Origin of the sequence: Aestuariimicrobium soli (genome assembly GCF_051192575.1) — a bacterium.
GTDB lineage: Bacteria > Actinomycetota > Actinomycetes > Propionibacteriales > Propionibacteriaceae > Aestuariimicrobium > Aestuariimicrobium soli.
Genome location: NZ_JBPJSQ010000002.1, coordinates 406,728 through 433,106, shown reverse-complemented (window position 1 = coordinate 433,106; position 26,379 = coordinate 406,728). Strand labels below are relative to the sequence as shown.

The 26,379-nt window shown below is 70.2% G+C and carries 24 protein-coding genes, 2 tRNA genes and 1 pseudogene; 13 read left to right on the top strand and 14 right to left on the bottom strand.

The features are described 5' to 3' along the window. Positions 1–18: 18 nt before the first annotated feature. From dnaG to ACSDQ9_RS03290, 4 genes are all read left to right on the top strand, one after another. Positions 19–1,917, top strand: a complete 1,899-nt coding sequence (gene dnaG / locus ACSDQ9_RS03305; protein ID WP_435143512.1) for a DNA primase — start codon at positions 19–21, stop codon at positions 1,915–1,917. Positions 1,918–2,028: 111 nt separating this feature from the next. Further along, a complete protein-coding gene (locus ACSDQ9_RS03300) occupies positions 2,029–2,682 on the top strand; it encodes a sigma-70 family RNA polymerase sigma factor (RefSeq protein ID WP_435143511.1) in 654 nt (217 codons plus the stop codon). A 55-nt stretch (positions 2,683–2,737) separates the two neighbouring features. After that, positions 2,738–3,241 carry a hypothetical protein gene (locus ACSDQ9_RS03295; protein ID WP_435143508.1) on the top strand — a complete coding sequence of 168 codons (504 nt, stop codon included), beginning with the start codon at positions 2,738–2,740 and terminating at the stop codon, positions 3,239–3,241. A gap of 94 nt (positions 3,242–3,335) precedes the next feature. Next, positions 3,336–3,408 (top strand) — tRNA-Asn (locus ACSDQ9_RS03290). An 83-nt stretch (positions 3,409–3,491) separates the two neighbouring features. Here the strand turns inward: ACSDQ9_RS03290 and ACSDQ9_RS03285 are convergent. Continuing rightward, positions 3,492–4,955: an alpha,alpha-trehalose-phosphate synthase (UDP-forming) gene (locus ACSDQ9_RS03285; RefSeq protein ID WP_435143506.1), complete on the bottom strand. Its 1,464-nt coding sequence runs from the start codon at positions 4,953–4,955 to the stop codon at positions 3,492–3,494. Here ACSDQ9_RS03285 and otsB point away from each other — a divergent pair. Beyond that, positions 4,954–5,817 carry a trehalose-phosphatase gene (gene otsB / locus ACSDQ9_RS03280; RefSeq protein WP_435143504.1) on the top strand — a complete coding sequence of 288 codons (864 nt, stop codon included), beginning with the start codon at positions 4,954–4,956 and terminating at the stop codon, positions 5,815–5,817. The two genes, ACSDQ9_RS03285 and otsB, sit on opposite strands and share 2 nt — an antisense overlap. 34 nt (positions 5,818–5,851) lie before the next feature. Here the strand turns inward: otsB and ACSDQ9_RS03275 are convergent, their stop codons facing one another. Both ACSDQ9_RS03275 and ACSDQ9_RS03270 read right to left on the bottom strand, forming a co-directional pair. Next, positions 5,852–6,730 carry a Gfo/Idh/MocA family oxidoreductase gene (locus ACSDQ9_RS03275; RefSeq protein WP_435143501.1) on the bottom strand — a complete coding sequence of 293 codons (879 nt, stop codon included), beginning with the start codon at positions 6,728–6,730 and terminating at the stop codon, positions 5,852–5,854. Between the two features lie 230 nt (positions 6,731–6,960). Continuing rightward, entirely contained in the window at positions 6,961–7,479 is a 519-nt protein-coding gene (locus ACSDQ9_RS03270) for a DUF4395 domain-containing protein (protein ID WP_435143500.1), read from the bottom strand. Between the two features lie 87 nt (positions 7,480–7,566). On the opposite strand from ACSDQ9_RS03270, the gene ACSDQ9_RS03265 reads away from it, so the two are divergent. Further along, positions 7,567–7,640: transfer RNA gene (locus tag ACSDQ9_RS03265), tRNA-Ile, on the top strand. A 25-nt stretch (positions 7,641–7,665) separates the two neighbouring features. Here ACSDQ9_RS03265 and ACSDQ9_RS03260 read toward each other — a convergent pair. From ACSDQ9_RS03260 to ACSDQ9_RS03250, 3 genes are all read right to left on the bottom strand, one after another. Beyond that, positions 7,666–8,757 (bottom strand): Gfo/Idh/MocA family protein, encoded by a 1,092-nt coding sequence (locus ACSDQ9_RS03260; RefSeq protein WP_435143497.1) that lies wholly within the window; start codon positions 8,755–8,757, stop codon positions 7,666–7,668. 75 nt (positions 8,758–8,832) lie between these two features. Then, on the bottom strand, positions 8,833–9,660 hold the full coding sequence (locus ACSDQ9_RS03255; RefSeq protein WP_435143494.1) for an HAD family hydrolase: 828 nt from the start codon (positions 9,658–9,660) through the stop codon (positions 8,833–8,835). Further along, positions 9,657–10,505 carry a hypothetical protein gene (locus ACSDQ9_RS03250; protein WP_435143491.1) on the bottom strand — a complete coding sequence of 283 codons (849 nt, stop codon included), beginning with the start codon at positions 10,503–10,505 and terminating at the stop codon, positions 9,657–9,659. The genes ACSDQ9_RS03255 and ACSDQ9_RS03250 overlap by 4 nt, the downstream gene beginning before the upstream one ends. Positions 10,506–10,713: 208 nt before the next feature. Between ACSDQ9_RS03250 and ACSDQ9_RS03245 the strand changes: the two are divergent. The 5 genes and pseudogenes from ACSDQ9_RS03245 to ACSDQ9_RS03225 form a co-directional block, all read left to right on the top strand. After that, a pseudogene (locus ACSDQ9_RS03245) lies at positions 10,714–11,712 on the top strand (AAA family ATPase); the annotation flags it as partial. After that, positions 11,712–12,800 (top strand): DUF58 domain-containing protein, encoded by a 1,089-nt coding sequence (locus tag ACSDQ9_RS03240; protein ID WP_435143489.1) that lies wholly within the window; start codon positions 11,712–11,714, stop codon positions 12,798–12,800. The pseudogene ACSDQ9_RS03245 and the gene ACSDQ9_RS03240, both read left to right, overlap by 1 nt. A 28-nt stretch (positions 12,801–12,828) precedes the next feature. Continuing rightward, a complete protein-coding gene (locus ACSDQ9_RS03235; RefSeq protein WP_435143486.1) occupies positions 12,829–13,791 on the top strand; it encodes a VWA domain-containing protein in 963 nt (320 codons plus the stop codon). Continuing rightward, positions 13,779–14,741 carry a VWA domain-containing protein gene (locus ACSDQ9_RS03230; RefSeq protein ID WP_435143485.1) on the top strand — a complete coding sequence of 321 codons (963 nt, stop codon included), beginning with the start codon at positions 13,779–13,781 and terminating at the stop codon, positions 14,739–14,741. The genes ACSDQ9_RS03235 and ACSDQ9_RS03230 overlap by 13 nt, the downstream gene beginning before the upstream one ends. Next, entirely contained in the window at positions 14,738–15,445 is a 708-nt protein-coding gene (locus ACSDQ9_RS03225; protein ID WP_435143482.1) for a YggS family pyridoxal phosphate-dependent enzyme, read from the top strand. The genes ACSDQ9_RS03230 and ACSDQ9_RS03225 overlap by 4 nt, the downstream gene beginning before the upstream one ends. Positions 15,446–15,476: 31 nt before the next feature. Here ACSDQ9_RS03225 and ACSDQ9_RS03220 read toward each other — a convergent pair whose 3' ends face one another. Further along, on the bottom strand, positions 15,477–17,195 hold the full coding sequence (locus tag ACSDQ9_RS03220; RefSeq protein WP_435143480.1) for an FG-GAP-like repeat-containing protein: 1,719 nt from the start codon (positions 17,193–17,195) through the stop codon (positions 15,477–15,479). 9 nt (positions 17,196–17,204) lie between these two features. Further along, the gene (locus ACSDQ9_RS03215; RefSeq protein WP_435143477.1) at positions 17,205–19,112 is read right to left on the bottom strand and encodes an alpha/beta hydrolase family protein; all 1,908 of its coding nucleotides are present in this window, start codon (positions 19,110–19,112) and stop codon (positions 17,205–17,207) included. A gap of 115 nt (positions 19,113–19,227) precedes the next feature. Here ACSDQ9_RS03215 and ACSDQ9_RS03210 point away from each other — a divergent pair, with 115 nt between their 5' ends. Beyond that, complete coding sequence (locus ACSDQ9_RS03210; RefSeq protein ID WP_435143474.1) at positions 19,228–19,746, top strand: DUF3145 domain-containing protein; 519 nt, start codon at positions 19,228–19,230, stop codon at positions 19,744–19,746. A 3-nt stretch (positions 19,747–19,749) separates the two neighbouring features. Here ACSDQ9_RS03210 and ACSDQ9_RS03205 read toward each other — a convergent pair whose 3' ends face one another. The 5 genes from ACSDQ9_RS03205 to ACSDQ9_RS03185 form a co-directional block, all read right to left on the bottom strand. After that, positions 19,750–21,015 carry a beta-ketoacyl-[acyl-carrier-protein] synthase family protein gene (locus ACSDQ9_RS03205; RefSeq protein ID WP_435143471.1) on the bottom strand — a complete coding sequence of 422 codons (1,266 nt, stop codon included), beginning with the start codon at positions 21,013–21,015 and terminating at the stop codon, positions 19,750–19,752. Positions 21,016–21,116: 101 nt separating this feature from the next. Beyond that, a complete protein-coding gene (locus ACSDQ9_RS03200) occupies positions 21,117–21,362 on the bottom strand; it encodes an acyl carrier protein (protein WP_022910501.1) in 246 nt (81 codons plus the stop codon). A gap of 91 nt (positions 21,363–21,453) precedes the next feature. Further along, entirely contained in the window at positions 21,454–22,446 is a 993-nt protein-coding gene (locus ACSDQ9_RS03195) for a beta-ketoacyl-ACP synthase III (RefSeq protein ID WP_435143467.1), read from the bottom strand. Beyond that, positions 22,443–23,387, bottom strand: a complete 945-nt coding sequence (locus tag ACSDQ9_RS03190) for an ACP S-malonyltransferase (RefSeq protein WP_435143465.1) — start codon at positions 23,385–23,387, stop codon at positions 22,443–22,445. The genes ACSDQ9_RS03195 and ACSDQ9_RS03190 overlap by 4 nt, the downstream gene beginning before the upstream one ends. Positions 23,388–23,564: 177 nt before the next feature. Beyond that, positions 23,565–24,677: a PucR family transcriptional regulator gene (locus tag ACSDQ9_RS03185; protein WP_435143756.1), complete on the bottom strand. Its 1,113-nt coding sequence runs from the start codon at positions 24,675–24,677 to the stop codon at positions 23,565–23,567. A gap of 117 nt (positions 24,678–24,794) precedes the next feature. Between ACSDQ9_RS03185 and ACSDQ9_RS03180 the strand changes: the two genes are divergently transcribed. Then, the gene (locus tag ACSDQ9_RS03180; protein ID WP_435143463.1) at positions 24,795–25,841 is read left to right on the top strand and encodes a PHP domain-containing protein; all 1,047 of its coding nucleotides are present in this window, start codon (positions 24,795–24,797) and stop codon (positions 25,839–25,841) included. On the opposite strand, the gene ACSDQ9_RS03175 is transcribed toward ACSDQ9_RS03180, so the two are convergent. Beyond that, positions 25,816–26,334, bottom strand: a complete 519-nt coding sequence (locus tag ACSDQ9_RS03175) for a GNAT family N-acetyltransferase (protein ID WP_435143461.1) — start codon at positions 26,332–26,334, stop codon at positions 25,816–25,818. The genes ACSDQ9_RS03180 and ACSDQ9_RS03175 overlap by 26 nt on opposite strands. Positions 26,335–26,379: the final 45 nt, after the last annotated feature.

Below are 26,379 nucleotides of genomic sequence, written 5' to 3'. Positions count from 1 at the left end.
CGTGAGCGGTGCCAGGTCATGGCTACGATGGCGGACATGGCTGGCCGCATCAACGAGGAGGACATCGCCCTCGTCCGCGAGCGGGCGCGGATCGACGACGTCGTCGGTTCGCATGTTGCCCTGCGCAAGGCCGGTGGCGGATCCCTGAAGGGGTTGTGCCCGTTCCACGACGAGAAGACGCCGAGCTTCCACGTCACCCCGAGCCGCGGCTACTTCCACTGCTTCGGCTGTGGCGAGGGTGGCGACGTGATCACCTTCGTGCAGAAGATCAGCAACCTGTCGTTCACGGAGGCGGTGCAGCAACTGGCCGACCGGGTGGGGGTGCAGCTGCGCATCACCGACGACGGGTCGGGCGGCCCGCGCACGCAGCCCGGTTTGCGGGTCAAGATCCTGGAGGCGAACGCGGCCGCGTCGGAGTTCTACGCCGCCCAGTTGCTGACCGCCGAGGCGCTGACCGCACGCCAGTTCATCGACCAGCGTGGGTTCGCGCGCGGTGACGCCGAACACTTCGGCATCGGCTACGCCCCCCGCGGTGGTCGCGAGCTGCGCAACCACCTCAACAAGCGTGGCTTCCGCGACGACGTGCTGGTCGCCGCTGGGCTCGTCCGCGAGGCCGGGTACGACTTCTTCCAGGGACGAGTGCTGTGGCCGATCCGCGACTCCGGGTCATCGACCCTGGGTTTCGGCGCCCGCCGCATCCACGACGACGACCGCATGCCGGCCAAGTACGTCAACACCCCCGAGACCCCGGTCTACAAGAAGTCGACCGTGCTCTACGGGCTCGATCTCGCCCGCCAGCAGATCGGCAAGAAGTCGCAGGCCGTGGTCGTCGAGGGCTACACCGACGTGATGGCCGCCCACCTGTCGGGGGTCGACACGGCGGTCGCCTCGTGCGGCACGGCCTTCGGCGATGACCACGCCCGCCTGCTGCAGCGACTGATGGGCAACCACGACGCCTTCAACGGTGAGGTGGTGTTCACCTTCGATGGGGACGAGGCCGGGCAGAAGGCCGCGCTCAAGGTCTTCTCCGGAGACCAGAACTTCATCACCCAGACCTACGTCGCCATCGAACCCAACGGGCTCGACCCGTGCGATCTGAGGATGCAGCACGGCGATGCTGCCGTGCGTGAACTGGTCGCACGGCGGGTGCCGCTCTACACCTTCGTGATGAAGAACGCCCTGACGGGGCACGACCTCGACCGCGCCGACGGTCGCCTCGCGGCCCTGCGGCAGGCGGCACCCCTGGTGTCGTCCATTCGCGACTCCAGCCTGGTCACCGGCTACGTGCGCGAGCTGGCCAGCATGCTCGGCATGGACGTCGACGAGGTGCGGGCCGAGGTGCAGCGGGTCGGCAAGCGAGGGCTGCCCCAGGAGCGCCCGGGCCGTCCCCCCGCCCAGTCTGTCGCTCCGGTGGCCGACGAGAGTCCGGCCCTGCTGTCGACGATGCCGCTGCCCGACCCCTCCGACCGGGCGACGGCGGTCGAACGGGGCACCTGCAAGCTGATGCTGCAGCACCCGCTGCTGTTCGACGCCGCCTGGAACGGGGTCACCGGTGACGACTTCTCGCACCCGGCCTACCGGGCGGTATTCGAGGCGCTCTCGGCAGTGGTCTACACCGGCGAGGAATGGGCCGAACGGGTGCGCGGCTCGATCACCGACGAGGTGGTGCGCCAGGTCTTCACCGCGCTGATGGTCGAACCGCTGCTGCGTGCGCCGGACGAGGCCTACGCGACCGCGTACGCCGACCGGTTGAAGCTGCTGCGGGTCACGCACGACCTGCGCAACCTGAAGTCGAAACTGCAGCGCACCAACCCCGTGGACGACACCTCCGCCTACAACCAGATGTTCTCGCGGCTGCTGGAACTCGAGGCCACGCGCAAGCACCTGCAGCGATCGGGGATGGGTGCGCTCGACTGACGGCTGACCCCGTTGTCAAGACCTGTGGACAAAGTGGTGTTGTCCGAATGAGGACTCCACAGTTCGTCGCTCGGCGGCCTCGACGCCCCCGGGAGTCGCTGGGGTGGGTGCATGACGAACACGACTGCGCAGCGCGTGCTGCTGAGCGCCGACCAGGAGATCCAGCTGGCCCGCGCCATCGAGGCCGGGGTGGTGGCCAGGGCGGCCTTGGCGGGGGACTTCGACTGCTCCGCCACCGCCGATGAGTTGGCGGCCGTGATGGCCGCCGGGGAGCGGGCCTGGCTGACCATGTGGGAGGCGAATCTGGGCCTGGTGGAGGTGCTCGCCAAGCGGGCAGCCCGCCGGTACGGCCTGCCCGTCGACGACCTGACCAGCGAGGCACAGCTGGGGTTGGCCGAGGCGATCATGCGCTGGGACCACACCCGCGGCACCCGCTTCTCGACCCTGGGCTGGATCTGGATCACCAACCGGCTGCAGACCGCCCAGCGGGAACTGTTCCGCGGTCGGGACGAACTGCGCGCCGGCCTGCGGGACGACGACCTGGTGCTCGAGGACGACGTCGATGCCCGGATCGGGGAGGACGAGCAGCCGCTCTGGCTCGAGCGGGTACCGCGGCCCGAGCGTCTGGTGCTCGAACTGCTGGCCCGCCCCGACCTGAGCCCCACACAAGTGCAGGAACACCTGGGGCTGACCCGCAGCGGCTTCTATCGGCTGCGGATTCGGGCCCTTCGGCTGGGCGAGCAGGCCTGGCGGCGGACGGCCTGACCCGACGCCCGCTCGGGCTGACTGCCAGACTGGTGCGGACTGGCAGACTGGTGGGGTGTTCCGACGCCAGAGCCTTCCCCGTGACGTGATCGCCGACCTCGCACGACAGGTCGAGGGCGGACGAGTGCTCGCCTGGGCCGTCGGCGCGGGCGACGCGGTTGCCGTGGCGCTGGACAGCGCCTTCGCGGTGCGACGCGACGGGGTGTGGGAGGTGCACGGCTGGCACCTGCTGCAGGGCGGTGGCTGGAACCGCGACTCGTCCGCGCTGCGCTGGACGACCAACACCGACGAGCGCGGCAGCGTCGTGTTGGACGAGCCCGGGCGCCTGCCCGAGGTGTTCAACGAACGCATGATGGCCTCGATCGTGGTGCAGCAGAACTTCGACGCCCCCGGCGGTGGTCGAGTGATGGTGGCCGGCCGCCGACCGCTGGGCGGCGCGGGGGAGGGCGCGACGGTGTGGCAGGTGGTCACGCACGGGCGGGCCAAGCTGGACGACCCCGAGGTGCGGGCGTTCCTGCTGGAGCGCACGGCCGAGCTCAAGGAGCAGTACGACCTGTGACCAGGAGCCAGCAGGCGGCCTGATTTTTGTTCCGGGGCCCCGACCTGCTAGCGTTTCCAAGCGCGCCCGGGAGGGCGCACGGCGTCCGCGCCGATCCCCTGTAGCTCAATTGGCAGAGCATTCGACTGTTAATCGAAGGGTTGCTGGTTCGAGTCCAGCCGGGGGAGCAAACAACGGCCCTGACAAGGAGAAATCCTCGCCAGGGCCGTTTTGTCGCGCCGTTTTGCTCGTGCCGTTCGCTTGTCGGGTGTCAGTGCCGGTGGTGGGCCACCTCGTCCAAGGTGGTGAGGAAGCTCTCGGCCCACCGATCGATGGTGTACTCACCCACCTGCTTGCGCAGGGCGGCCATGCGCTTGCGGCGCGACTTCGGGTTGTCGGTGGCGGCCTGCATCAGGGTCTCCTTCATGCCGTTCAGGTCGTAGGGGTTGACCTGATAGGCCTGCTTCAGTTCCAGGGCCGCCCCCGCGAACTCGCTCAGCACCAGGGCCCCGTCGTCGCTGGTGTGGCAGGCGATGTACTCCTTGGCCACCAGATTCATGCCGTCTCGCAGGGGAGTGACCACCATCACGTCGGCGATGGAGTACATGGCGGCCATGGTGTGGCGCGGGAACGACGCATGCCGGTAGACGATCGCGGATCGTCCGATGCCCCCCACCTCGGAGTTGATGCGGCCCACCAGCAGGTCGATGTCGTCGCGCAGCCGGCGGTACTCCTCGACCCGCTCGCGGCTGGGGGTGGCCACCTGCAGCAGCACGGCATCGTGGGGGTTCAGCTGGCCCTCGGCGAACAGCTCGCCCATGGCCCGGATGCGCTGACGCAGACCCTTGGTGTAGTCGAGGCGGTCGACCCCCAGGAAGATCGTGGACGGGTTGCCCAGGTCTTCCCGCAGCTTGGCCGCTTCGGCCTTGACCTCGTCGGACTCGGCGAGTTCGCGGAATCCTTGCGTGTCGATCGAGATCGGGAAGGCCATGGCCCGCACCCGTCGTCCGTCGGCGAGGGTGATCTCGTGGCCGCGCACGGTGACCTTCTCGGGGGCGTGGCGACGGGCCAGTCGCAGGAAGTTCTGCGCGCCGCCGGGCACCTGGAATCCGACCAGGTCGGCTCCCATCAGCCCGCCCAACAGCTCGCGGCGCCACGGGATCTGGTGGAACAACTCCACCGGCGGGAACGGGATGTGCAGGAAGAACCCGATCTTCAGGTCGGGGCGCAGCTCGCGCAGCATCGACGGCACCAGGTGCAACTGGTAGTCCTGCACCCACACGGTGGCCCCGTGGCCGGCGACGGCGGCGGCCCGCTCGGCGAACCGCAGGTTGACGGTCCGGTAGGCGTCCCACCACTCGCGGTGGAACTCCGGGAAGGCCACCGAATCGTGGTACAGCGGCCACAGCGTGGCATTCGAGAAGCCCTCGTAGTACTCGTTCACCTCACTGGCCGACAACGGCACCGGGACGACCGTGAAGCCGTCGTGCTCGAACTCGTCGACCTCTTCGTCGGGGGCCCCGTGCCAGCCGACCCAGGCGCCGCCCTTGGCCCGCATCACCGGCTCGAGGGCGGTGACGAGACCACCGGGGGAGGTGCGCCAGTCGACGGTTCCGTCGGGGGCGACGGTGCGGTCCACGGGGAGTCGATTGGCGACGACGACGAAACTGGCTTCAGGGCTCACGGGTCTCTCCTTCGGTCGCGGCCAGCCTATCGGCCCGTAGGGTGGCCCCATGAGCGCTCAGCAACCGCCCAGCACCGTCCACTGGCAGACCGTGACCGATCGTGGGGAAGCCTTCCTGGCCGCCCTGCTCGAGCGTCCCGGGCAGGCATTGCTGGCCTTCGACTTCGACGGCACGCTGTCGCCGATGGTCGCCGACCCCGAGGCCGCGGTCGTCTCCGACGATGCTCGCGCGGCCCTGCTCACGCTGAGTCGTCAGGTCGGGCGGGTGGCCATCATCACCGGTCGTCCCGTCGAGACGGTGCGACGCCTGGCCCGACTCGACGAGGACGACTTCGCCTCCCTGGTCGTGCTCGGCCAGTACGGCGTGGAGCGCTTGGACTGCGCCACCGGCGAGGTGCGCAGCCCCGAGGTGGGTGAGGCCTTCCGTGAGGCGGTGCGCGAGATCACCGCCCTGGTCGAGCAGGTGGGCGCCTCCGAGTTCGCCCTCGAGGGGGTTTTCCTCGAGGACAAGGGGCGCGCTCTGGGCGTGCACACGCGTCGGGCCGCCGATCCCGAGGGAGCCCTGGAGCGGCTGGACGCGCCGGTGCGGGCCATCGCCGAGGCCCACGGGCTGCAGCTCGAACCCGGCAAGCTGGTGCTCGAGGTGCGCGAGCAGGCCACCTCGAAGGCCGAGGCGCTGCGTGAGTTGGTCGGCGAACTCACACCCGAACTGGTGCTGATGGCCGGCGACGACCTCGGCGACGTACCGGCCTTCGAGGAGCTCGACCGGCTGGCGGACGAGGGTCTGGTCACCGCGGCGCTGGTCTCCGGCTCGACCGAGCGGCCAGAACTGGCGGCGCACGCCGATCTCGCCGCCGACGGGGTGGACGGCGTGGCCGCCTTCCTGGGCTGGCTGGTGCACTCGCTCAGCTGAGCCCTCTCAGCTGAGTCCCCCTCAGCTGATCCCCTCAGGGGCGCCACCAGGGCTGCTCGGCGAGGGTGACCGGGCCGCCGGTGGCCACCGACTCCTCGATGGCGAACCCGATGGCGGCATCCTGCTGGGCCTCGGCCAGAGGATAGGGCTCGTCACCGGAACCGTCGACCCAGGCCGCCATCTGCGCGAGCACCGCCGCCGTGGCGTGCTCGTCGTCCGACCACCGCCGACCCGACCAGGGGTTGCGCCAGAGCACGTCGTCGCCGTGGCTGATGGTCTCGGAGTCAAAGCCCGACATGTCGAGGTCGTGGCCCGACTGGCGGCGTTCGATGCGCGAGGTGAGCACGGTCTCGGGGCCGCCCCAGCGCAGCACCTGCTCGCCGTCGAGCTCGCCGTGACTGCCGCGCACCACCAGCCGTCGCACCCGCAACAGGTTGCGTGTCTGCAGGTCGGTGAAGTCGTAGACCCCGCTCTGCCCTTCACCGAACTGGATGACCGCGTGAGTCGTGGTCGCCGGTCCGGGCTCGGGGTCGGGAGTCCACCCCACCCGGGTGAGCGGCTGCAGGAGGGGAGCCGTCGTGGTGGTGGCCGTGACGGTGGCGGGCCCCGGGGCGGCGCCCAGGTGGGCCCGCATCAGGGCGACCGCGTGGTAGAGCTGCGTCGAGCTAACCTGCACCTGGGTGGGGGTGCCGATCGCTCCCGAGCGCACCAGTGCCAGCCGGGCGGCGTGCGAGGGGTACTGCGGGTACTGCTCGGCCACCTGCACCAGCCCCGAGGCACCCACCTGCTGCCACAGCTCGGCAAGCCCTGCCGGGTCGGCGGCGGGCGGAGTCTCGCTCAGAATGGGCAACCCCAGCTCGACCGCCTCGCGAATCACGGCGGCGGCGCTCGTCCAGCCCACGGACGAGACCACAAACTTGGCGCCGGTCGCCTCGACGGCTTCGGCCAGTGACCCGAAGGCAGGCGCCGGGGTCTCGCGCGGGCTGCGGACGACGACGCCGGCGCAGGTGGCGCCGATGCCGCGCGCCGCCTCCCACCAGGCGCGGGAGCGGTAGCCCCAGCCGACGAGGATGAACTAGGGAAGGGCGGCGGGTGTCGTCATGTCCGGAGGCTACCGGTAAGCGCTCTCCCGTGGGGAGGTGTTCACGCGCAGTCGACGCACAGGTCGGGGTTCACCACGCCGAGGCGAGCGAGCAGTCCGAAGAGCTTGCAGCCCACGCACAGCCCGAACACGCCCTCGAGGGCCGGGAACAGCACCATCACGGCGCCGATGACCCACAGGGCCACGCCGGGCCACGAGGCTCCGCTCGCCAGACCCGCCACCCAGGCCAACGACGCCACACCGGTCATGACCGCGCCGATCCCGGCGGCGAACCGCTTGGGAGCCGACGCCTTGGGACGAGGCGCAGCACCGACCCGCGGGCGGATCGTCCGGGCCACCAGCTGCGAGGTGAACCCCCAGCGCGGGCCGAACAGCGTGCGGGCCAGGAAGTCGGCGAACAGTGGGACGAACAGCCACCACCACTGGGTCGCCACCGTGACCACGACGATCGCGAGCACCACGGCGGCGACCAGCCGCACGGTGATGTCGTCGACCGTCTCGGGCCAGCGGCGGCGGGCGCCGATGGCGCCGATGGGGAGGGTCTGCGAACCAGTTGACATGCCAACAACTTTCTCAAGAGATAAGTCATTGTTATGCATGGCGGACGGGATCACAACTCCCGGTAGAGTCGTCGCGGTTCGGGTGACGGGGTGTTAGCTCAGCCGGTCAGAGCAGGGGACTCATAATCCCTGGGTCGCGGGTTCGAGCCCCGCACACCCCACCCGAACCCTTCAGGACCCGGCCCCTCAGGACTCGAAGGCGATCGACTCCCCGGTGCGGTGCGACTCGAAGGCCGCCTCCAGCACCCGCAGGCAGCGCAGAACGGAGCCCGAGTCGACCAGCGGCTGCTCGCGACCCTCGATGGCCGCCACCAGGTTGACGTAGAACGGATCCATCGAGACCGCGATCCGCGGGATGGGCAGGATCTCGAGGTTGTCCTGCACCTTGGCGCGCTCGGCGTAGTCGACCAGGCGCGGGGCCATGGTCTTGGTCATGCCCTGGCCGGCGAGCACCGGCACGGCGTCCGAGTCCTGCTCGAGGTCGTGCAGGCGCACGATGGTGCCGTTGAGGTCCCAGTCCTCGATCTGGGCGGTGCCGTGCGCGCCCTCCAGGTGGAAGTTGGGGCCCGGGATGAAGTTGTTGGTGGTGCAGACCGCCACCGCCTCGACGCCGTTGGCGAACGACAGCTGAATGCGGAAGCCGTCGTCGACCTCGTGGCCGGCGATGTGCGAGAGCCGGCAGTACACGCGGTTCAGCTTGCCCGGCACGAGCAGCAGCAGCCGGTCGACCAGGTGCACGCCCCAGTCGAGCACCATGCCGCCGCCCTTGTTCGGGTCGCGGCGCCAGTCGCCGGGAATGCCGCGCGAGCCGTCGACCCGCGACTCGACGTAGCTGATCTGGCCGAGCGTGCCCTCGTCGAACAACTGCTTGATGACCAGGTAGTCCTCGTCCCAGCGGCGGTTCTGGTGCACGGTGAAGACCTTGCCGGCCCGGTCGGCGGCCGCGATGACCTCCTCGAGTTCGGCCGACGTCAGCATGGCCGGCTTCTCGGAGAAGACGTGCTTGCCAGCGGCCAGTGCGGCCAGGGCGATCGGACGATGGGCCTCGTTCGGCGTGGTGATCACGACCAGGTCGACCTCGGGGTCGGCGAGCCCCTCCTCGAGGGAGGCGTAGCCGTGCAGACCCGCGGCCTCAGCCTCCGTGATCGCTCGGGGGTCGATGTCGACCACTCCCTTGACGGTCACCCCCTCGACGGCCGAGAGCTTGCGCGTGTGGTAGATGCCCATCGTGCCGTAGCCGACGATGAGGGCCCCATGGGCCATGACTGCGTCGTTCATCGAGAACAGAACTTCCTGGAGAGGGAGGGGTGAGTGGGTGTTCAGTCCACTCTTGCAGACTGCAACCGCCTCAGATCAAGCGCCCACGCCCAATAGTCGAAGCACGGTTCGTCCGACGGCCGAGTCGTCGTGGTCACCTGCGACGGGCAGGCCCAGCGACAGCAGCGACGGGTGGGCATTGGCCATCACGTAGCCGCGCCCGACCGACTGCAGCATGGCGATGTCGTTGGGCATGTCACCGAAGGCCACCGCGTCGGCGGGATCGATGCCCAGGTCGTCCAACACACGGCGCAGCCCGCTCGCCTTGGTGACCCCGGGCGAACTGATCTCGATCAGACCATTGGGGGAGATGTACGACCAAGTCGGCGTGAGTCGGTCGCCGATCAGGGGCTCCACCACCGCGGCCAACTCGTCGGTCGGAACATTGGGGGAACGCACCAGCAGCTTCACCGCCGGACTCCCGGCCAGGGCGTCCTCGAGCGGACCCACCAGAGCGTCCGGCGGAGCCTTGGGCGAGGCGTCGAGGTAGGCGTCGTCGCACGACCACCCCTCCACCTGCTCGATCGCGAATCCCAGCGCTGGGTCGGCGGCGCGCAGGTCGGCCAGCACCTCGGCCACGACCGCGGCGTCGAGCCCGTCGTGGCTGGTCACCACTGCATCGCGCAGGTCGTAACGCACGGCACCGTTGCTGGTGAGCACGTGCAGGTCGAGGTCGAGCAGCGGCTCCAGGGCGTCGAGCCACCGCCACGGACGACCGGTGGCCACGACCAGTTCGATGCCTCGATCGGCCGCCTCCCGGAAGGCGCGCTGGTTGAGCGGGGAGACGACTCCCCGGGCATCGAGGAAGGTGCCGTCGAGGTCGGTGGCGACCAGTCTCGGCTGGTCGGCTCGCGGGCCGGTCACAGCTTCTTGTTGGGGGTGGGCGAGCCGCCCGAAGCCGTTCCGCTGGGGTCGGGTGACTCGTAACTGGCCGATTTGGTGGGCGAGTTCCCGCCACCGGACGACTCGGGGGACTGCGGCGAACCCGAATCGGAGCCCGACGGCGAGGGCGAGCCCGAGCCGCCTCCCGAACCGGACGCGCTGGTGGGCACCGGCGGGGGCGGAGGCTGCGGGGGCTGCTTGGAGAAGATCAGCACAGCGATCAGCAGCGCCAACGCCGCCAACAACAAGGTCAGCAGCCACGCCACCAGCGTCGTCACCCAGCCGGCCCGGTCGGTGCGACCCGGCCACGGCAGTGGCCACAGTCGGCTGGTGCCCGGTTCGGTGTTGGTGCGCCAGTGCAGGTCGTAGTCGGGGCCGGCGGGTCGTCCGAGCAGGGGGGTGCGTGACAGGTCGACGGCGCGCAGCAGGCGCTCGGCCTCGGCAGCCGCCGCGGGGGAGCCGTCGTAGGCCAGGGCCACCCAGGGGGCCAGCGGAGCATGGGCCGGGTCGACCGGGTCGTCGTCCTCGGAGCGGAAGCGGTGGGCGAGCCGCCCCTCGTCCTGCCCGTGACCGCCGCGGGCCACCACGGTGTCGATGTGCAGCTTGTTGACCTCGCCGGCGAGGCGGTCGCGGGCGGCGGCGTCGTGGGCGGCACCGTCGGCGAGCATCACCACCATCACGGGAGTGTTGTCGCCGTCCTCGTGGCCGACGTAGGCGACCCCCGAGGGTCCGGCCGTGAGGCGCGCGTCCAGCCAGAAATCGCCCACCTTGGGTGGGTCGGTGGGCAGGAGCGCGGACGCGGGTCCGGCGGGCGGCTGGTCAGACATCCCCCCTATCTCACCACATCGCCGGAGCAGCCCCCCGGGCTCGCCGTGGTGGACCCGCGGGGACGGTATCGTGGCCAAGGCGCGCCGCACCCAACGGTCGGCGGGCAACGGTGACACCCGAGATTTTCAGGAGACGTGAGTGACCAACCCAACAGCGCCACAGTCGGCCGGCTCGGGACTCAGCACCAAGGAGGCGTCCGAGACCTTGGGTCGCGCCATCCAGCAGGTGCAGCGAGTCATCGTCGGCCAGGAGCACATGGTCGAGCAGTTGATGGTCGGCCTGTTGGCCAAGGGGCACGTGCTGCTCGAGGGTGTGCCCGGTGTCGCCAAGACGCTGGCCGTGCGCTCGTTCGCGACCGTGGTCGGCGGCTCCTTCGCCCGTGTGCAGTTCACCCCCGACCTGGTGCCCTCCGACATCGTCGGCACGCGCATCTACTCGGCGTCCAAGGAGTCGTTCGACATCGAGCTCGGCCCCGTCTTCGTGAACTTCGTGCTGGCGGACGAGATCAACCGCGCCCCCGCGAAGGTGCAGTCGGCCATGCTCGAGCTGATGGCCGAGAAGCAGGTCTCGATCGCCGGCCAGACCTACCCGGCCAAGAAGCCCTTCATCGTGATCGCCACCCAGAACCCGGTGGAGTCCGAGGGTGTGTATCCGCTCCCCGAGGCGCAGCGCGACCGCTTCCTGCTGAAGGTCGACGTGCCCTACCCCCGCGGCAACGAGGAGTTCGAGATCCTGCGCCGCATGAGCGTGCGTCCGCCCGAGGCGAGCGGCATCCTCAACCCCGATCTCGTCATTCAGCTGCAGGACATGGCGTCCAACGTCTTCGTGCACAACCTGGTCGCCGAGTACATCGTGCGTCTGGTGCTGGCCACCCGCACGCCGGGCGAGTTCGGCATGCCCGACCTGACCAGCGTCATCCAGATCGGCTGCTCGCCGCGAGCCACCCTGGGTCTCGTCGCCGCCGCGCGCGCCCTGGCCCTGATCCACGGTCGCGACTACGTGATGCCCACCGACGTGCAGGCCGTCGCCAAGGACGTGATGGCGCACCGGCTGGTGCTGGGCTTCGATGCCGTGGCCGACAACATCGAGCCCACCAGCGTGGTCGAGCGCATCCTGGCGATGGTGCCGGCGCCCACGCCGGTCTGGAACCAGCAGCAGCGCCAGGCCAGTCACGAACAGGGTCGGTTCAACCCCGAGTTCCGCTGATGACCTCCTCGCAGCCGGGCTTCGCGCCGCCGCCCGGCCAGAGCGCCGGTGGCATCTTCGGGGGTGGCAAGGCCGATGTCGGTGTGGCCGCCACCGTGCTGGCCTCGCCCACGGGTCCCAGCCTTCCCCTGAACAAGCTGGCCCCCGAGGCCGCCCTGCGCAGGCTCGAGCTGACCATTGTCCGTCGTCTCGAGGGGTTCCTGCACGGCGACCATCTCGGTCTGCTGCCCGGGCCGGGTTCTGACACCAATGACGCCCGCATCTACCAGCCCGGTCAGGACGACGTGCGCAAGATGGACTGGGCCGTGACCGCCCGCACCACCGTGCCGCACGTGCGCGACACCATGGCCGACCGCGAGCTCGAGGTGTGGGCCCTGCTCGACGTCACCCCGTCGATGAACTGGGGCACCGAAGGCGTCACCAAGCGCGACCTGGGCATCGCCGCCATCGCCACCATCGGCTTCCTCTCCCAGAAGATGGGTGACCGGTTCGGCGGCATGCTGATGCGCCAGGACACCGTGAAGCGGCTGCCCGCTCGCTCGGGTCGGTCGGCGCTGTACGGGTTGCTGCGCACCATGCTGGACGAGCCCATCGTCCCCGACCACGCCCCCGGTGAGATGACCCTGGCGGCCGGCATCGAACAACTCAGCCGCACCCAGCGCCGCCGCGGCATGCGGGTGGTGGTCTCGGACTTCCTGTCGCCCGGCGACGCGGAACTCGACCCGAATGTCAGCCCCGACTGGGAGCGGGCGCTGCGTCGACTCGCGGTGCGCAACCAGGTGCTGTGCATCGAGGTGGTCGACTCCCACGAACTCGAGTTCCCCGATGTCGGCGAGATGCTGATCAAGGACCCGGAGTCGAACTTCTCCCGCTACGTCAACACCGGCGACGAGAAGGCGCGCGAGCGCATGAATGCCGCCTCCCGTGCCCAGCGCGAACGGGTCGCGGTGGCGCTGCGCCGGGCCGGGGTCGGGCACATCCAGTTGCGTACTGACAGAGACTGGGTGCAGGACATCGCCCGATTCGTGCTCGGGTACCGGCGGGTGGCGAGCATGCTGCATGCCCCGCCGCAGGGCGTGAGCCGATGACCGGGCAGGCGACGAGAGGAGGGTCGAGATGAGCTGGTTGCCGGAGTTCATGAATCCGGGACGACTGTGGGTGCTCGCGTTGATCCCGCTGCTGGTGATCGCCTACGTGCTGATCCTGATGCGGCGTTCGCAACTGGGCATGCGGTTCACCAACACCGCCGTGCTCGACCGGATCATGCCGAAGCAGTCGAGCTGGCGTCGCCACGTCACCGTGGCGATGATGCTGCTCTCGCTGGTGGCACTGTCGTTCGCATGGGCTCGTCCGACCGGGCTGGAGAAGGTGCCCCGCGAACGAGCCACCATCGTCGTGGTCGTCGACGTCTCGTTGTCGATGCAGGCCAAGGACGTCGACCCCAATCGCCTCGACGCCGCCAAGAAGGCCGCCAGTGAGTTCATCACCTCGCTGCCGGCAGGCTTCAACGTCGCCATCGTGGAACTGTCGGGCAAGCCCGCCACCCGGCTGCCACCCTCGACCGACCGCGGCGCCGCCCAGCGCGCCATCCAGGCCCTGGAACTGAAGGAGGGCACCGCGCTGGGTGCCGGCATCACCAAGGCACTGGACGCGGCGGCCCAGGCTCCCAAGGGCGACGACGGCAAGCCAGCTCCCGCCGCCATCGTGCTGCTCTCGGACGGCCAGAACACCGAGGGGGCCGCCCCCGATGGCCCGTCCGACCAGGCCAAGAAGCTCAAGATCCCCGTCTATACGATCGCCTACGGCACCGAGACGGGCTACGTCGACCTGGACGGCAAGCGCGAGCGGGTGGCGCCCGACAAGGCGGCGCTGCAGAAGATCGCGAAGACCACCGGTGGCAAGGCCTGGGGGGCCGACAGCGCCGGTGAGCTGAAGAACGTCTACAAGGACGTGCGCTCCGAGGTCGGCTACGAAGAAGTCAAGACCGAGATCACTGCCCAGTGGGCCTTCTACGCGCTGGCCTTTGCGGTCGTGGCCGCGCTGGGGGCCGTGTCGATGGCAGCCAGGTGGCCCTCATGAACCTCGAATTCCTGCTCCCGCACCGACTGTGGTGGCTGCTGGTTCCGATCGGTGTCGCCCTGCTCTACCTGGTGCTGGTCATGCGTCAACCCCGGTCGACGCCGGCTCGTCCCTCGAACCTGAGCCGCATCCTGCCTAAGGACAGGGCGTGGAAGCGTCATCTGGCCGTGGCCGCCGCCGTGCTGTCGCTGGTGTCGCTCGTGGTGGCCTACGCCAAGCCGAAGGACTTCACCCAGGTGCCGCGTGAGCGGGCCACCGTGATCGTCGCCATCGACGTTTCCCGCTCGATGATGGCCCAGGACGTGAAGCCGAGCCGACTGCAGGCCGCCCAGACCGCGGCCAAGGACTTCGTGAAGTCGCTGCCCCCGCAGTACAACGTGGCCCTGGTGAGCTTCGCGGCGACCGCCGAGCCGATCGTGCCACCCACCACCGACCGTGGGGCGGTGGAGCGGGCCATCGACGCCCTCAAGCTGCAGCCGTCGACGGCCATCGGCGAGGGCATCTACACCTCGCTCGACCAGCTGAAGCTGGTGCCGCCCGACCCCAAGGACCCGACCGCGGTCGCGCCGGCGGCGATCGTCCTGCTCTCCGACGGTGCGACCAACTCCGGTCGTCCCTCGTTGACGGCGGCCAAGGACGCCAAGAAGCAGAACGTGCCGATCTACACCATCGCCTACGGCACTGCCAGCGGGTACGTGCTCGAGAACGGTGTGCGTCAGCCCGTGCCGGTCAACCATGGTGAGTTGCTCGACGTCGCCCGGGCCTCGGGCGGCAAGAAGCTGTCGGCCGAGTCGGCCGACGAACTGGGCAAGGTCTACAAGACGATCGCGCAGGACATCGGCTACGAGAAGGTCTTCGTCGAGGTGACCGAGCGCTACGCCGGCATCGGGCTGCTGTGCGGCATCGTGGCGGCGCTGAGTGTGATCTCGCTGGCCGCCCGTTGGCCATGACCCCCCTCGCCGAGGCCATCGCGGGAGTGCGGGCCCGCATCGACGCCGCCTGCTCCCTCGTGGGTCGCGATCCGGCCGGGGTGAGGTTGCTGGCGATCAGCAAGACGCATGCCCTGCCCATCCTCGTCCACGCCGTGGCCGCCGGCTGCACCCAACTGGGGGAGTCGCGGGTGCAGGAGGTGGTCGAGAAGGCGCGCGGGTGGTCGTCCGCAGCGGACGGTCTACCGGCACCCGAGTGGGTGCTGATCGGTCACCTGCAGCGCAACAAGGTGCGCGACGTCGCGAGCCTGGTCGCCGAGTTCCAGGCACTGGACTCACTCGAGCTCGCCGAGGCCCTGGACCGCAGGCTGCAGGCCGCCGGTCGCGGCCTGCGGGTGCTGGTGCAGGTCAACACGTCGGGCGAGGCCAGCAAGTTCGGGCTGGCTCCCGATGAGGTCGTCGACTTCGCCCGAAGGTTGTCGCCCTTCTCGTCCCTGGTGGTCGACGGGCTCATGACCATCGCCACACGATCGGACGACCCCGCCGACGCCGACGCCTGCTTCACCACCCTGCGCGAGCTGCAGACCCGGTTGAGGGACGAGGCCGTGCTCGGCTCGTCGTGGGACGAACTGTCGATGGGCATGTCGGGTGACCTGGAGCAGGCGATCGCCCACGGGTCGACCACGGTGCGCGTGGGGACCGCGATCTTCGGCCGACGCGGCTGAGGCCCCCGTCGTCCGAGGCGCCCGTCGTACCTCAGGTGAGCAGGCTCATCACGTCCCAGCCCCAACCGATCTTCAGGGCGGGGTTCCAGCTGCGCAGGTTGTTCTTGTAGAAGTACAACTCGCCGCCGTTGCGCACGGCCAGCAGGTCGCTGATGCCGTCGCCGTCGATGTCACCGGGAGACCACAGTCGGTCGCCCGCCTTCCAGCCGTTGCCGACGACCGCCGAGCCGTTGAACAGGCCGTTGCGGAAGCGGTAACTGAACAGCCGACCGTCGGTCCAGCGGGCGATCAACTCGGGGGCGCCGTCACCGTTGAAGTCGTTCACCGAGAACGTCGCCGACACCACGTTCCAGCCGTTGCCGATGCGCAGCGTGTTGGTCAGGTAGGCGCCACCGGCGGTGAAGCTGAAGCGCATCAGCATGCCGTCGGGACGGCGGGCCAACAGCTCGGGCAGGTTGTCGCCGGTGATGTCGTTGATCACCGTCATCAGCCCGTAGCCGCCGAATCCGTGGCCGATCAGCACGCGGGTCGCCCAGCGTCCCTGGCCCAGCCCCTTGTAGAGGTAGAGCCTGCCGGTCGAGGCCTCTCGTCCGAGCAGTTCGGTGCGCCCGTCGCCGTTCAGGTCGGGCACGACGGCCATCCAGTCGAATCCCTGCCAGCCGTTGCCGACGACGACGGACGAGGCCAACGCCGGTCCCGGGCGCGACTGGTAGAACAGCAGCTGCCCGGTGTCGCGGCGCACGGCCAACACGTCGGCCCGGCCGTCGCCGTTGTGGTCGCCGGTCACGCCCGAGGCGGGGTTGCCGGTGTCGAAGCGCCAGCTGGTGGAGCCAGCGTTGGTGGTGATCGTGCCCGAGTACGAGCGGTTCTTCACCAACGGACGATTCGGGATCACCAGCACCTTGCCGGCCATCAGCGCCTTGGCGGTGGGGTTGGAGTAGTTCTGGGCGGTGCGCACGCACACCTGCATCGACGCGCCGTCCTCGATCAGCTTTGCGGTGGCGGAGGTGATGCTGGCGCTCGGACCGAAGTCGATGATGCTGGCCGTGCCGTACCAACTGCCGGCCGGAGCCGAGCAGCCGGCCACCGGGTCGGGGTAGGCGCCGTCGGAGAGTTCGAGAATGCTGGTGGTGCCCTGCGGCCACACGCGGGGCCAGCCGGTGGTGGGTTCACTGGCCGTGCGCCCCTGCAGCACGTTGAGGGTGCCCGCGGTGATGCCGTTCACGGTCGCCTGACCGTAGCCCGAGGTCGTCAGCTTCGGCGACAGCATGGTGATCAGGTGGAAGGGTGAGGCGGCCCAGGCATCGACGAACGCGGCGGGCGAGGTGTACCCGATGGCGACGTGCGAGTTGCGGGCCGCGGTGTCACCGGCGGTGCTGTAGAGCGGCTGCCCCGGGTCTTCGACGTTGCTGACCTCGTTGAGCGAGGCCATGTAGGTCGAGTGGGCCTGCGCGCCGGCCGACCAACTGGCGTTCTCGCCGACCGCCGCCACCCCGAACTGGGCGCGCAACTGGTTGAGGCGCGTCAGGGCTGCCGACGAGGTGGCATCGGCTACCTGAACGCTGCCCGCCGTGACCGTTCCGCCTGAGGCGGCGACGTCGGCGGCAGGCGCCAGGGCGGTCCCGAGTTGGGTGTCCGGTGCCGCCACCGCAGGCATCGTCGCGACACCGACTCCCGTGATTCCCAGACTGGTGGCGAGGGTGGCCAGGAGCAGGCGCGCGGCAGGGTGCCGCGGGGGAAGCAAGCGCATGCGCTGACTTTAACCGAACAGGCGTCGGTAGAACGCGAGCTCTCGCTCGAGCGCGTCGCGGCGTGCCTCGCCTCCCCGGAAGCCGTGCCCCTCACCCTCGTAGAGCTTCAGTTCCACCTGGAGCCCCTTGGCCTCGACGGCCTCGGCCATGGCGCGCGCCTGGTTGGGCGGCACCACCTTGTCGTCGAGCCCCTGGAGGATCAGCATGGGCGTGGCCAGGGAGTCGAGGTGGTGAATGGGGGAGCGGTCGAGGTAGGTCTGCTCGTCCGCGGGCCACGGACCCACCAGCGAGTCGAGGTAGCGACTCTCGAACTTGTGGGTGTCGGTGGCCAGCATGACGAGGTCGCCGATGCCGTAACGGCTGACCCCGGCCGTGTAGCGGTCGGTGGTGACCAGCGACTGCAGGGTGGTGTAGCCGCCGGCCGACCCGCCCGTGATGCTCACCCGACGCTCGTCGACGATGCCCGCGTCGACCAGGTGGTCGACCACCGCCACGCAGTCGCCCACGTCGAGCACCCCCCATTGGCCGCGCAGTCGATTGCGGTAGTCGCGCCCGAACCCGGTCGAGCCCGAGTAGTTGACGTCGACGACGGCGAACCCGCGGCTCGTCCAGAAGTCAGTGAGCGGCGAGTGGGCGATGGAGGCGTACGAGGTGGGGCCGCCGTGGGACTTCACGATCAACGGGTGGGACGAGCTCTGGGCCCCGACGGGCAGGTACAGCCACGCCTGCACGTCGCCATGCGGGCCGGGCACCGAGATGCTGTGGGGCTCGCTGGGCAGCCAGCCCGGGCGCTCGCCGCCGGCCACCGGCGTGACGCGCAGGTGGTCGCGGTCGACCTCGAGGCGGACGATCGCGTCGCCCGCGTCGATCTGGCTCACCAGCGCGTGCGCGACCCCGCCGAGGCGCACCACGGAGTCGACCTCCGCGAGCCCCGACAGCTCGGCCCGGTACTCGTCACCGTTGTCGGGATCGACCTCCGTCAGCACGGGCCATCCCCGCGACAGGCGGTGCACGACCGGCCGGCCGGTGGCCGACCAGCGGGGCGGTGCCAGCGTCCACACCGGGTGGTCGCAGTCGTCGTCGACGGGCCACGCGACCCTGCTGCCCTCGTCAACCGTGTGACAGTGCAGGTTCCACCAGCCCGTCTCGTCGGACATGAACCACAGCACCTCGCCCGCCGGCGACTCGCTTGCTGTCGACTGGCCCCATTGGGGGTGCTGGGCGCTCACCTCGGGCTCGTCCATCACGGTCGTGATCTCACCGAGCCCCCACCGGCCCTGCGCGACGGTCAACGGCGCGTAGCGCACAGCGCTTCGATCCCAGGGCATGTTCGGGTGGTTCCACTCGAACCAGGCGAGCCGCCCGTCCGCGGAGAGCCTCGGCCCGGCCACGAAGTCGGCCCCGGCCACCACCACCTGCCCGAAGTCGTCGTTGGGCTCGTCGAGGGCCAGCACCACCACGGTGGTCACGGGCTCACTGGCGGACCCCTCGGCGACCCCGCGATGGTCCTCCCGCACGGCCAGCACGATGCCCCGCTCGGGGTGCACCTGCAGGCCACCGAACCTGACCTCGGACGAGGCCGGCGCCAGGGCGCGCTCGGGCTCGCCGGGGGTGGCGACCCGCACCAGCTGGCCCCGGGCGTCGTCCACCGCCACGATCACGCCGTCGCGGGCATCCCAGGCGCCGCCGCCGTACTCCATCACCCGGCTGCGCACCGTGAACGGTGCCGGGGTCAGCTCCCCGTGCAGGCCGACGATCGTGGTGCGGCGGTTCTCGGTCGGGCGTGACTCGAGCCACAGCAACTCCGCCTGCCCGCCGCGGGTGAGGGGAGCCGCCTTGAGCTCCGACCACGCGGGCGAGCCAGCCAAGGCCTCCTCCGTGGTGACCTGTCGGGCAACGGGATCGGGTGTGTTCATGGGGTCAGCCTAGGGCTGGCGCCCGCCCCCGGTTTGATGCAGAATCGCTGACAGGGGTCAGGTGCGACCCGCGACCAGAGGCTGGGGAAGGCTCATCTGGACGAGGAGGCACACCATGATCTCGAGCCGGAACCTGACCGATCAGCCCGTGACGGGCGTCGTGCAGATCCATTCCACGCCGTCGGCACTGCGGCCCCACCTCGAGTGGGCGCTCGGCGGCGTGATCGGCGTGCCCACCCATCTGGACTGGCACCCGCAGCCCGTCGAGCCCTCGAGCTGGCGGGCCGAACTCGCGTTCTCGGGCCGGGCGGGCACGGGCGCCGCGATCACCTCGGCGTTGGCCAGGTGGCAGCGGGTGCGTTTCGACGTCACCGAACTGCCGCGAGGCGGCGGCGAGGGCTCCCGGTGGTCGGTGACCCCCGCGCTCGGTGTGTTCGCTGCGGCCACGAACGCCGTCGGCGACATCGTGGTGCACGAAGACCGCATTCGGCAGGCGATGACCCGGGCCGCCGCCCACGGAACCGACCTGGGGCAGGAGCTGGAGTCGTTGCTCGGCGCCGGGTGGGACGCCGAGCTGGAACCGTTCAGGCGCGCCGAGGACGACACCGTCCGCTGGCTGCACCAAGTGGTCTGACGCTCAGCGGCTCTGGTGCTCGTTGGTGACCGCGATCACCACGTTGTGCCCACCGAAGCCGAACGAGTTGTTCATGGCCGCCAGATCACCCTCGGGCAGCGACGTGGTCGAGGTGGCGATCTGCACGGGCAGGTCGGGCTCGAGGTTGTCGACGTTGATGGTGCCCGGAATGGTGCGGGTGTTCAGCGCCATCACGGTCGCGAATGTCTCGACGGCGCCCGCGCCACCCAGCAGGTGACCGGTCATCGACTTGGTGGAGTTGACCCACAGGTTCGAGGTGTCACCCAGCGCCAGCTTGATCGATCCGGCCTCGGCGACGTCGCCCTGCGGGGTCGAGGTGCCGTGGGCGTTGATGTGGCGAATGTCGGCTGCCTGCAGGTCGGCCTCCTTGAGCGCCTTCACCATGGCTGCGGCCTGACCTCGTCCGGCCGGGTCGGGCTGCACGATGTCGTGGCTGTCGGCCGAGATGCCGGCGCCGGCGAGGGTGCCGTAGATCGTGGCGCCGCGGGCCTGGGCGTGCTCAAGGGTCTCGATCACCATCATCGCCGAGCCCTCGCCGAGCACGAACCCGTCGCGGTCGACGTCCCAGGGGCGGGAAGCCTTCTCGGGGGCGTCATTGCGGCGCGACAACGCCTGCATCTGACCGAAGGCAGCCAGCGGCAGCGGGTGGATGACGGCCTCGGTGCCGCCGACCACGGCGATGTCGGCGCGGCCCAGGCGCAGCATGTCGAGGCCGAACGCGATGGCTTCGTTGGACGAGGCGCAGGCCGACACGGGGGTGTGGATGGCGGCGCGGGCACCCAGCTTCAGACCGACGTTGGCGGCGGGAGCGTTGGCCATCAGCATCGGGATGGTGAACGGGCTGACGCGGCGGAAACCCTTCTCCTTCTGCACGTCCCACTGGCCGAGCAGCGACTGCATGCCGCCGATGCCCGAGGCGCAGCAAACGCCGAGGCGATCCAGATCGATGCCGTTGTCGCCGTCGTCGTGCTCCGAGGGCAGCGTCAGGCCGGCGTCGGCCCAGGCCTCGAGGGCGGCGATCACCGCGTGCTGGGTGGAGCGGTCCATGCGCCGCGCCTCGACCCGCTCGAGGCGGGTGGCGGGGTCGTCCATGGTCTCGGCCGCGAAGTTCGTCGGCAGGTCGTGAGCCCATTCGTAGGGCAGCGTGTGGGCGCCCGACACACCGGCGAGCAGGTTCGTCCAGGTGGTGGGGGCGTCGGCGCCGAGCGGGGTGAAGGCTCCGAATCCGGTGATCACGACGGTTGTCATGGCGTGCTCCGTGCAGTTGGTGGGTCGGGCAGTTGGTGGGTCGGGCAGTTGGTGGTGGTGGGCGCTGGCCGCGGGTGGGCCCACCCGCGGCCAGCGTCAGGTCAGGCCTGGGCGCGCTCGATGAAGGCCACGGCGTCGCCGACGGTCTTCAGGTTCTTGGCGTCCTCGTCGGGGATCGAGACGCCGAACTTCTCCTCGCAGGCGTAGATGATCTCGACCATCGACAGCGAGTCGACGTCCAGGTCATCGGTGAACGACTTGTCGAGCTGAACGTCGTCGGCCGCGACTCCGGCGACGTCGTTGACGATCTCGGCGAGGTCGGCGCGGATCTCTTCGGTGCTGGCCATGGGGCCCTCCTCTTTCTTGGGTGGTGGAGCGGGTGCTCCGGGCCTGCGAACACTCGAGTAGTTCGCAGGAGTTCTGGGGTGACCGGAGCGGTCAGGGAAGCACGACGACCTGTCCGGCGAACACGAGGCCGGCGCCGAAGCCGATGGTCAGCGCGGTCTGGCCCGAGGAGGCCTCTCCCGACTCGAGCAGGGCCTCCATGGCCAGCGGCACCGAGGCCGCCGACGAGTTGCCCATGCCGACGATGTCGCGGCTCACCACGACCGACTCGGGCAGCTTGAGGTGGCGCAGCATCGAGTCAGTGATGCGGTTGTTGGCCTGGTGGGGAATGAAGACATCGAGTTCGTCGGGGGTGAGCCCGGCGACCCGCAGGGTCTCGCGGGCCTTGTCGGCGATGAAAGTGGTGGCCCAGCGGAAGACCTTCTGACCCTCCATGGTGATGAACGGGCCCGCACCCTCGGTGTCGTGGGTGTCGCGCCAGTCGTCGACCTCGATCACCTCGGCCTGCGACGGGTCGGAACCCCACACCACCGGCCCGATGCCGGGGGTGTCGGAGGGGCCGATCACCGCGGCGCCGGCGCCGTCGGAGAACAGGAAGGCCGTCGAACGGTCGGTCAGGTCGGTGAGCATCGACAGGGCCTCGACGCCGATCACCAGCACGTACTGGCTGGCACCCGAGCGGACGAGCGACTCCGCCTGGGCCACCGCGTAGCAGAAGCCCGCGCAGGCGGCCGAGATGTCGAACGCCGCGGGAGAGGCGCACCCCAGGTCGTCGGCGACCAGACAGGCCAGCGACGGGGTCTGCTGGAAGTGGGTGACGGTCGAGCAGATCACGGCCGAGATCTGGTTGGCGGTCAGGTTGGCCCGGTCGAGGGCCTTCTTCGCCGCCGCCACCGCCATGGTGCGGGGAGTCTCACCCTCGGCCACCCAGCGGCGCTCGACGATGCCGGTGCGCTGGCGGATCCACTCGTCCGACGAGTCGATCATCGTGCACATCTCTTCGTTGTCGACGACGCGGCTGCCGCGGTAGCCACCGACGGACAGGATGCGGGCGTACTTGGCGCCCTGGCTGGCGTGCAGGCTCATGCGTTCTCGCTCTCGCGGGTGTGGGTGCGGACGAAGGCGCGGGCCTCGTCCAACTGGTCGGGAGTGTTGAGGTTGAACAGGTCGACGCCCTTGAGATTGCGCTTCGCGATCCCGGTCAGGGTGCCGGCGGGGGCCAGTTCGAGCAGGCCCGTGATGCCCCCCGCCCCGCCCAGCGTGCGCAGCTGCTCCAGGCAGAGGTCCCAGCGCACCGGCGAGGTCACCTGGCTGACCAACCGGTCGAGGAACTCGGCGCCCGAGGCGACCGGGAGTCCGTCGCGGTTGCTCAGCAGGGTGACGCCGGGGTCGGACGTGGTCAGGCCGGCCGCGAGGTCGCGGAGGCGATCCTGCGCCGGGGCCATGTGCTCGGTGTGGAAGGCACCCGCCACGCTGAGTGGGAAGAGTCGGGCGCGAGCGGGGGGCTCCTCGGCCAGCGCCGCCAACTGCTCGACGGTGCCGGCGGCGACCACCTGGCCGGAGCCGTTGTTGTTGGCCGGGGTGAGCCCGTGCTTCTCGATGGCGGCGAGCACCTCGTCGGCGTTCCCGCCGACCACGGCGGTCATCGAGGTCGGACGAAGGGCCGATGCCTCGGCCATGCCTCGACCGCGGGTGGCCACGAAGGTCATGGCATCGGTGGGGGAGAGCACGCCGGCCAGGGCGGCCGCGGTGATCTCACCGACGGAGTGTCCCGCGGTCACGCTGTCGGCGGGCAGGTCGGGGACGAGCTCGGCTGCGGTGGCGATGCCGGCCGCGACGAGCAGCGGCTGCGCGATGGCGGTGTCGCGGATGGTGTCGGCGTCGGCCTCGGTGGCCAGCTGGGCGAGGTCGAGCTCGGCCGCCTCCGAGAGGGTCGCGAGCAGGTCGCGGAACGAGTCAAGCTCGAGCCACGGGGCCAGGAAGCCGGGTGTCTGGGCGCCCTGTCCGGGCGCGACGATGGCAATCACAGCGTCAACTCTGCCGGGAGCGGTGGGGTCGGCGCTCTGTTTCGTCCACGAAATGTTCTGGTGGCCTCTTGTGGGATCCCCACAAGGTCTCGGCGAGTGGTCATCCGTGGCGGCGGCGGCCAGCTTGTCGGATGCCGTGAATCACACCGCTGTCATTCCCGTCGCTTCGTCGGTCGATCAGCGGGTGCCGGCCAGTCGTCCCAGGGTGATCGCCAACCGCAGCACGTAGGCGTCGCGGGCGTCCATGGGGGAGTACCCGGTCACCTCCTGAATGCGCTTGAGGCGGTAGCGCACCGTGTTGGCGTGAATGAACACCGCCCGCGCGGTGGCCTCGACCGACCCGGCGTTGTCGAGGAAGGCGACCGTGGTGGCCAACAGGTCGCCCCCGGCCGCCTCCAGCGGGGTGAACACGTCATCGACCAGCGCCCGCCGGGCATGTCCGTCGCCCATCAGCGTGCGTTCCGGCAGCAGTTCGGCGGCGGCGAGCGTCCGCGCGCCCTCGGGCCAGGCGATGGCGGCGCGATGCCCGGCGATCGCGGCGCGGGCCGACACCGACGCGTCGACGAGGTCGTCGACCACGGGCCCGACCACGACGGGGCCCTCCCCGAAGTGGTGCGTCAGCCGCGAGACCGCGTCGACGGCCGAGGCTGCATCGACGATGGCCGCTCCCGAACAGATCAGCACCAGCCGATCGCCCTGCACGGCCGCCAGCAGCGCCAGCTTGTGGCGCTCGGCGGCGTGGCGCACATCGTCCAGGTCTCGATCGGCCGCCAGTGGGGCGCGCCCGACGGCCACGGCCACCTTCGTGCCCGCCACCCACCCCAGGGTCGACGCGCGCGAGATGACGGTCTCGTCGGTCTCGGCCCGCACCACGGCGTCGACGACCAGGGCCTCGAGGCGGGAGTCCCACGAGCCGCGGATCTCGGCGGCCCGGGCGTAGACCTCGGCGGCGCCGAAGGCGACTTCGCGGGAGTACTCGACGATGGCCGTGCGCAGCACCGGGCGGTCGTCCGCGGGCATCAACGACTCGATCTGTTCCTCGACGACGGCGATGGTGACCCGCACGAGTTCCACCGTCTGCAGCAGACTCACCCGGCGGGTCAGCGCCCGCGGCGCCCGATCGAAGATGGCCGTGGACGAACTGTGGGCCGAGTCGGGAGTCTGGAACCAGTTCGCGAACCCGTCGATGCCGCCGCGGGCGACCAGCATGATCCAGGACCGCTCCTCGGCGTCCATCTCACGGAACCAGGGCAGTCGTTCCTCCATGGCGGCCACGGCGGCCGTGGTCATCTGCGCGGTGGTCTGGCCCAGTCGCTGCACGAGGGCGGCGCGGTGCTCGGCGTCGAGTTCGATCATGGTGACCCGATCCTAAACTGCCCCAGACTCGGGCTCCCTAGACTCGGGCGCATGGCTGCAGAGACGATCGGACCGGTGGAGGCGCTGCGCGAGGTCGCGTTCTGGCGCGAGCGCCGGCGCGACGAGACCCGCCGGGTCGAGGCCTACCGCAAGGCGGCCGATGCACTCGCCACCCTGACACCGGACGACCTCGCGGTGCTCGCCGGGAGCGACGCCTGGCAGTCGATTCCCGGAGTCGGGCCCAGCACCGCCGCGGTGATCCGGGAGGCGGCGGGCGGCGGCATTCCCACCGCGCTGGCCGACCTGCGCCAGTGGGGGCAGCGGCCGCTGGCCGAGTCGTCCCTGCTGGCCGACCTCAGGGGCGACCTGCACACCCACACCACCTGGTCGGACGGCGGTTCCCCGCTCGCCGAGATGGTCGCCACCGCGGCTCGACTCGGACGTGAGTACCTGGCCGTGACCGACCACTCGCCCAGGCTCCGGGTGGCCAACGGGCTGTCGGCCGAGCGGCTGACCGAGCAATGGGTCGAGATCGCCCGGGTGCAGAGCGAGCAGCCCGACATTCGGGTGCTGCGCGGCATCGAGGTCGACATTCTCGACGACGGGTCACTCGACCAGCGTGACGACCTGCTCGCCGACCTCGACATCGTGGTCGCCTCCGTGCACTCCAAGCTGCAGATGGATGCCCAGTACATGACCCGCCGCATGGTGGGTGCGATCGCCAACCCCCGCACCACCGTGCTGGGCCACTGCACGGGGCGAAAGGTCGAGAAGGGCCCGCGTGGCGAGTCGAAGGTGCGCGGCCAGTCGGAGTTCGACGCCGAGGTGGTGTTCGCGGCCTGCGCGCAGTTCGACGTCGCCGTCGAGATCAACTCCCGCCCCGAACGCAACGACCCACCCGACGACCTGCTGGCCCTGGCCAGTGAGCTGGGCTGCCTGTTCGCGATCGACACCGACGCTCACGCCCCGGGCCAACTGGACTTCCTCGCCCTGGGGGCGGCCCGAGCCGAGGCGGCCGGCATCGAGCCCGACCGGATCATCACCACCTGGCCGGTGGAACGCCTGCTCGAGTTCAGCCGACCCGGCCGAGGCGCTTGACCATCTCGAGTTCGGAGGAGTGTTCGGGATCGAGCGGGTACGGTCGCACCCCTCCGGTGCGCACCCAGCCCTCGCGTTCGTAGAAGGCGATCGCCCGCGGGTTGTGGTCGTTGACCTCCAGCCACAGCTGGTCGTGGCCGATCGCCCGCGCCCAGTCGGCGGCCGCCTCCATCAGCATGGCCGCACCGCCGCCACCTCGGGCGGACGGCGTGACGTAGACGGCGCCGACCCACACCCGCCGGATGGCCGACCACCGGTCGAGGTTGACGCTGCACTGCCCGAGCCAGGTGTCGTCGGCGTCGACCAGCGCGAACGCCTCGCCCAGCCCCGGCGCCCAGGTCGAGATGCGCCGCTGCCAGTCCTCGTCCGACAACGTCAGCGCGTCCTCGAGTCGCTCGAGGTAGGCGATGGGCGTGTCGGCGAGCATTTCGAGGCGAAGGTCACGCACCTTGGCCCAGTCGGCGGCGGTCTGCAGGCGCACGGAGAGGCTCACGGGGCCGATGCTTCCACGCTTTGGAGGCCCTGCTGTGACAAACCG

Coding starts and splice junctions, on each gene's coding strand:
- dnaG (WP_435143512.1), top strand. CDS start 19: ATGGCTACGATGGCGGACATGGCTGGCCGCATCAACGAGGAGGACATC.
- ACSDQ9_RS03300 (WP_435143511.1), top strand. CDS start 2,029: ATGACGAACACGACTGCGCAGCGCGTGCTGCTGAGCGCCGACCAGGAG.
- otsB (WP_435143504.1), top strand. CDS start 4,954: ATGAGCGCTCAGCAACCGCCCAGCACCGTCCACTGGCAGACCGTGACC.
- ACSDQ9_RS03285 (WP_435143506.1), bottom strand. CDS start 4,955: ATGGGGCCACCCTACGGGCCGATAGGCTGGCCGCGACCGAAGGAGAGA.
- ACSDQ9_RS03270 (WP_435143500.1), bottom strand. CDS start 7,479: ATGTCAACTGGTTCGCAGACCCTCCCCATCGGCGCCATCGGCGCCCGC.
- ACSDQ9_RS03260 (WP_435143497.1), bottom strand. CDS start 8,757: ATGAACGACGCAGTCATGGCCCATGGGGCCCTCATCGTCGGCTACGGC.
- ACSDQ9_RS03250 (WP_435143491.1), bottom strand. CDS start 10,505: ATGTCTGACCAGCCGCCCGCCGGACCCGCGTCCGCGCTCCTGCCCACC.
- ACSDQ9_RS03240 (WP_435143489.1), top strand. CDS start 11,712: ATGACCTCCTCGCAGCCGGGCTTCGCGCCGCCGCCCGGCCAGAGCGCC.
- ACSDQ9_RS03235 (WP_435143486.1), top strand. CDS start 12,829: ATGAGCTGGTTGCCGGAGTTCATGAATCCGGGACGACTGTGGGTGCTC.
- ACSDQ9_RS03225 (WP_435143482.1), top strand. CDS start 14,738: ATGACCCCCCTCGCCGAGGCCATCGCGGGAGTGCGGGCCCGCATCGAC.
- ACSDQ9_RS03220 (WP_435143480.1), bottom strand. CDS start 17,195: ATGCGCTTGCTTCCCCCGCGGCACCCTGCCGCGCGCCTGCTCCTGGCC.
- ACSDQ9_RS03215 (WP_435143477.1), bottom strand. CDS start 19,112: ATGAACACACCCGATCCCGTTGCCCGACAGGTCACCACGGAGGAGGCC.
- ACSDQ9_RS03210 (WP_435143474.1), top strand. CDS start 19,228: ATGATCTCGAGCCGGAACCTGACCGATCAGCCCGTGACGGGCGTCGTG.
- ACSDQ9_RS03205 (WP_435143471.1), bottom strand. CDS start 21,015: ATGACAACCGTCGTGATCACCGGATTCGGAGCCTTCACCCCGCTCGGC.
- ACSDQ9_RS03200 (WP_022910501.1), bottom strand. CDS start 21,362: ATGGCCAGCACCGAAGAGATCCGCGCCGACCTCGCCGAGATCGTCAAC.
- ACSDQ9_RS03195 (WP_435143467.1), bottom strand. CDS start 22,446: ATGAGCCTGCACGCCAGCCAGGGCGCCAAGTACGCCCGCATCCTGTCC.
- ACSDQ9_RS03185 (WP_435143756.1), bottom strand. CDS start 24,677: ATGACCACGGCCGCCGTGGCCGCCATGGAGGAACGACTGCCCTGGTTC.
- ACSDQ9_RS03180 (WP_435143463.1), top strand. CDS start 24,795: ATGGCTGCAGAGACGATCGGACCGGTGGAGGCGCTGCGCGAGGTCGCG.